Source organism: Gordonia sp. ABSL11-1, assembly GCF_030315685.1.
Lineage (GTDB): Bacteria > Actinomycetota > Actinomycetes > Mycobacteriales > Mycobacteriaceae > Gordonia.
The window spans coordinates 1-4,662 of the sequence record NZ_JASXSI010000053.1 but is presented as its reverse complement, the minus strand read 5'-3'; the positions used below and the strand labels follow the sequence as shown (position 1 = coordinate 4,662).

The window sequence follows — 4,662 nt, the reverse complement described above, 5'->3', positions numbered from 1 at the left end:
CGATATCAGAGATCGGCAACTCACGCGCGCCCGCTATCCGACCCGAACGCGCTCAACACGTTTCACCACACCTCAAAAGCCGATCGGTGGATCGAGGTTAAGGAGCTGGGGCTGGTCTGCCCTGCCGACGGTGTGTCGCGGATCAGTCGGGACCAGAGTGGACGCGATCCTGACCAATCTGTGAGTCAGGGTGAACGTGCGATCATTCTGAACTCCACCCCGACACACACTCAGGTGTTCGTTGTCTACGCGGGGACCTAGTGTCCTGCGCCATTAATTCGTTGAATAAGTCGGCCGATGGATTGGAGGATTTCTTCGGTGGTTTTGGTCCAGACGAATGGTTTGGGGTGGGTGTTCCATGCGGCGGCCCAGGCGTTGATGTCGCGTTCGAGTGCTTGGACGCTGCGGTGGTCGCCGCGTTCGAGGAGCTCTCGGGTGAGTTCGGCGAACCAGCGTTCGACCTGGTTGAGCCAGCTGGAATACGTTGGGGTGAAGTGCATGTGGAAGCGGGGGTGTCGGTCGAGCCAGGTGTCCACGATCGGCGCTTTGTGGGTGCCGTAGTTGTCGCAGACCAGGTGCACCTGGAGGTCGGCGGGCACCTGCTTGTCGAGGTGTCGCAGGAACGCCCGGAAGTCGACAGCGCGGTGGTGGCGATGCATTTGGGAGATCACGGTGCCGTCGTCAATGGTGAACGCCGCGAACAGGCTTGAGGTGCCGTGCCGGACGTAGTCGTGGGTGCGTTTCTCCGGCATGCCCGGCATCATCGGGAAACTGGGCTGGCTGCGGGCCAGCGCCTGGATCTGCGATTTCTCATCGACGCACAACACGACCGCAGCCTCGGGCGGATCGAGGTAGAGCCCGACGATGTCGTAGACCTTCTCGGTGAACAACGGATCGTTCGACAGTTTATAGTGGTCAGCCCGATGTGGTTGCAGCCCGAACGCTTTCCATACCCGGCCGACCGTGGACTTGCTCAGACCGCTGCGTTCGGCCATCTTCGCCCGCGACCAGTGCGTCGAGTTCGGCGGGGTGTGCTCCAAGGTGGTGACAACCACGTCCTCGACCTTCTCGACAGTGATCGACGCCGGCCGCCCCGGCCGCGGATCATCGACGAGACCATCAAGTCGGGCCTCGATGAACCGACGCCGCCACTTGCCCACCGTCTGGGGGGTGACCCGCTCGCGGGCGGCGACCTCCTTGTTGGTCAGCCCTTCAGCACTGGCCAGGATGATCCGAGACCGCAACGCCAAGGCCTGACTGGATTTCCGTCGACGCGCCCACCTGGTCAACATGTCACGCTCGTCGTCGTCCACGATCAGTTCCGCCCTGGGTCGTCCACCTGCCACACCTCAGGATCCCACGCCAGGACGGGCCGGCTGGGCCGCAACAGGCCACAGTTATAGTTATGTTACGAATTTACGGCGCGGCACACTAGCCTTCTCTCAGTGCGTTCCGCGCACTGTGGACTATGTGGGTACAGCGCGGGCGACAGTGATAGGTCCCGAGGTCGGTGGCCTCGGGACCTATCACTGCAGGGTGGTGGGTATGGAGCGGCTAGCGTGCGGGGACGGCTACGCGGTGCGTCATCCACCGGTTACGTGTCCAAAAGGCGATAGCGCCGACAAACGGGACTGCCGACACCAGCACTGCCCACGCGAATCCTCGAGCTCTGCCGGTTGGTTCAGCGATGACAGACCACAGCGCGATCGGCCACATCACCAGCCAGATCGTCACAAGCCCGAAACCAATCATGCTGAACACGAAGTCCGCGCCGAGGCCGGCCATCTTGTTCTCGCACGCGTTGGTACTCGCCGCGCAGTCGGCCAGGTACGTAGCACCGCTCATAACTGCCGACGGTACCCCACCGTGCTCATCGCAGGCCCTCCCACGCGACCTTCGATCCGGAGCCGTAATCGAGGAAAGGTTTGGCGATGCCCAAAGTCATGCCTCGATACGCGATGTTGTTGGCCGTATCAGGATAGACGCCACTGCTGGCCTCGTCACCCCTGACGATCTGCCGGAAGTCGTAGACGTCAACGACGTGTGCTTGCTGCAGCAGCCGTACGCGATGATTGCCTGCGGTGCCGGGATAGGCGACGACCACCGTGGTGCACGAGAGCGAGAAGTCTCCCATCGCGTAGTGCAGGTCTTCCGATCCGTGAGCAATCTTCCACGGAGTGCTCAGACCGATCTTGGCCACTTCCTTGGTGGCATCGGCGCGGTTGATCGCCAGTGCCACCGTTTGATCCCGGTTCTCGGCGAGAATCTGGATCGGACTGGATGCCCCCTTGCTGTTGTCGAGCATCCACTGATCGACTGTCGATGTCGACAAGCGGTGGTCGGCGCCGGTGTTGCCGTAGTACCACGAGAACAGATCCCCGGACACGGAATACCCCTGTGCCTCGAAGTAGGCGGCGATCGTTGATGCCCCGAGCTGGTTGGCCGGAATCAGATCCCCGGTGGTGTCGCGTTGTGTGCGGTACTCGCTGAGGTCCACGGCGGGGTATCCCGGTCGGATTTCCGTTTCGAACCCGTAGATCTCCTCGTCACCGGCGACCGGGACACGAACTCCCTCAATGAAGCCACCGCCGTAGAGACGCAGCGTGCCTCTCTGGAACTTCTGGTGAGTGCCGTTGGCGTCGGTGACCGCATCTTCCACGGGGTAGCCGTACTGGCCGGCCTCGTAGCCGAACACTCCCCAGATCTCGCGCATCGCACCGACCACCGGGTGCGCACCGGTCGACGGATGCCAGTAGATCGCGCCACCCTGGAAGTTCGTGAACCGGCCCTTACCATCCGGTGCGACGATCTCGTCCGACGTCGGGAACTTCAGGACGCCGGTTTCGGCGCCGAAGGCCTTCCACTTGTCATAGATCAGGCCCTGGATACTGTGGGCTCCGGTGGCCGGTGACCAGTAGATGTGGCCGCCCTGGAACTCTTGACGGCGGCTGATGCCGTCAACGGTGAGCACGATCTCGTCGGTCTTCGGGTACTTGAGGAAGCCGGTCTCATACCCGTGATCGCCCCACTTGAACAGGAACTCATGCGCAACCGGGTGGGCGCCGGTGGCGCTCGACCAGTAGATGTTGCCGCCGATGAACTCCGAGCGTTTACCGGTGTTGCCCGGGTTGGTCAGCTCGTTGGACTTGGGCAGCAGCAGAAAGCTCGTCGGCCCGCCCATCTGGTTGTACTTGTCACGGATCGCCCCGCACACCTGAAACGAGGTGGGCGGATAGACCTGGCAGCCGGCCGCCACGGCGGCGGTGGCAGCCAGGGCCTGCGGCGCCGACGCAACGTCGCTGTCGAGGGTGGTGGACGCGGCCGTCGCCGTGGACGTGGTCTTGTCCTGCATGATGCGTACTCCTTGCGATTGTTTCAGAATCGCCGCCGTGGTGGCGACGGATGCTCGACGAGGTGACGAGCTAACGACACACTGGCACCCGACACCGACAATTTCACAAACCACCAGCTCACCCCAGAAACCGACACAGGAAGCACGTCCACCGTGCCAGAAAATGCGTTGAGGACACCTGTCCACAACAGATCACCGCAGATAAAACCACCCTTGCCAGGCTCCGACACCGTCGCTGCACGCCTGCCTGTCGGAGTGCTCCGATACTCCTGAGATCGGCAGTACAATGAGTGCTCCGATACTCCTGAGATCGGCAGTACAACTGGCCATTAGCGGACTCACGTACAGCCAGCAGGAGGCCGCACGGCGACAGACACTCTCGCCGCGCGCGGCTTCACCGAAGAAGCATCACCCATCATCCGAATGGAGTAACTAAGAATGTCTGACACATTGTTTGCCGATATTTCTGAGTGGCAACCACCGATTGATGACAGCTATTCATATGAATGGTTGTCCATTCGCTCGAATGACGGAACCTATCGTGACCGCAATTTCGGCCACAATTGGGATAGGGCGCGATCATGGCTCGATTCCGGACGGTTGCAGGGTCTCATCGTGTATTGCGTGTACCGGCCGAACTGGCGCGACGCGCTGGACACCCACATCGACCTGCAGGGCGAGAACCGTCCCGACGTCGTGTCGATGGTCGACGTGGAATCCTGGGGCGGACAGATCACCGGCGACCACAGCGAGACGATCAACGGGCTCGTCTGGGCGATCAGCGACTGGCGCGGCCCGCACATCCACGGCCGGCCGCGGCGGGTCATCGGCTACCTCAACCCCCATGACGCACCCATCTGGACCCGGCGGCCTCCGATCGGGTTCGTCATCCCCTCCTACGGGTCGCCGCCCTCGTTTCCGGCCGGCACCGAGGACCTGGGCGCGCAGATGATCGCCCACCAGTACACCAACGGCGAGGGTTACGGCAACGGGCTGCCCGAGGGCTACGGCACCGTGCGCTGCGACATGAACGCCGCCAACGGCTACGACCCCCACCAACTACGCACCGCCACCGGCATCGAGCAACCAGCGCGATCACCCGCCCGATGACCGCCGCCAGCTCGACCCGTCCACCTGTCACCCCCACCCCCTAAAGTTCGAACACACACTCGAACCGAAGGAGGTGTGATGATGCGGCCACACGCCACACAATCCGACAGGCGGACGGGCGGTACGACTCATAAGACCGTCAAGCGTGTCGTGGAGCGTTTCGAGGCCGATCAGTCCGGTCTGAAACCTGACTTAGCCTC

5 protein-coding genes are annotated in these 4,662 nt (G+C 62.5%); 2 read left to right on the top strand and 3 right to left on the bottom strand.

Features of this window, described 5'->3' with window-relative positions; translation table 11 throughout:
• Positions 1-261: hypothetical protein (locus QSJ19_RS26210; protein WP_286323985.1), on the top strand; the 261-nt coding region annotated here is incomplete at its 5' end.
• On the opposite strand, the gene QSJ19_RS26205 is transcribed toward QSJ19_RS26210, so the two are convergent.
• From QSJ19_RS26205 to QSJ19_RS26195, 3 genes are all read right to left on the bottom strand, one after another.
• Complete coding sequence (locus QSJ19_RS26205; protein ID WP_286323984.1) at positions 258-1,292, bottom strand: IS630 family transposase; 1,035 nt, start codon at positions 1,290-1,292, stop codon at positions 258-260. The two genes, QSJ19_RS26210 and QSJ19_RS26205, sit on opposite strands and share 4 nt — an antisense overlap.
• A gap of 262 nt (positions 1,293-1,554) precedes the next feature.
• Entirely contained in the window at positions 1,555-1,845 is a 291-nt protein-coding gene (locus QSJ19_RS26200; protein WP_286323983.1) for a hypothetical protein, read from the bottom strand.
• A 25-nt stretch (positions 1,846-1,870) separates the two neighbouring features.
• Positions 1,871-3,352, bottom strand: a complete 1,482-nt coding sequence (locus tag QSJ19_RS26195) for an LGFP repeat-containing protein (protein ID WP_286323982.1) — start codon at positions 3,350-3,352, stop codon at positions 1,871-1,873.
• A 624-nt stretch (positions 3,353-3,976) separates the two neighbouring features.
• Here QSJ19_RS26195 and QSJ19_RS26190 point away from each other — a divergent pair.
• Entirely contained in the window at positions 3,977-4,462 is a 486-nt protein-coding gene (locus QSJ19_RS26190) for a hypothetical protein (protein WP_286323981.1), read from the top strand.
• Positions 4,463-4,662 lie beyond the last annotated feature (200 nt).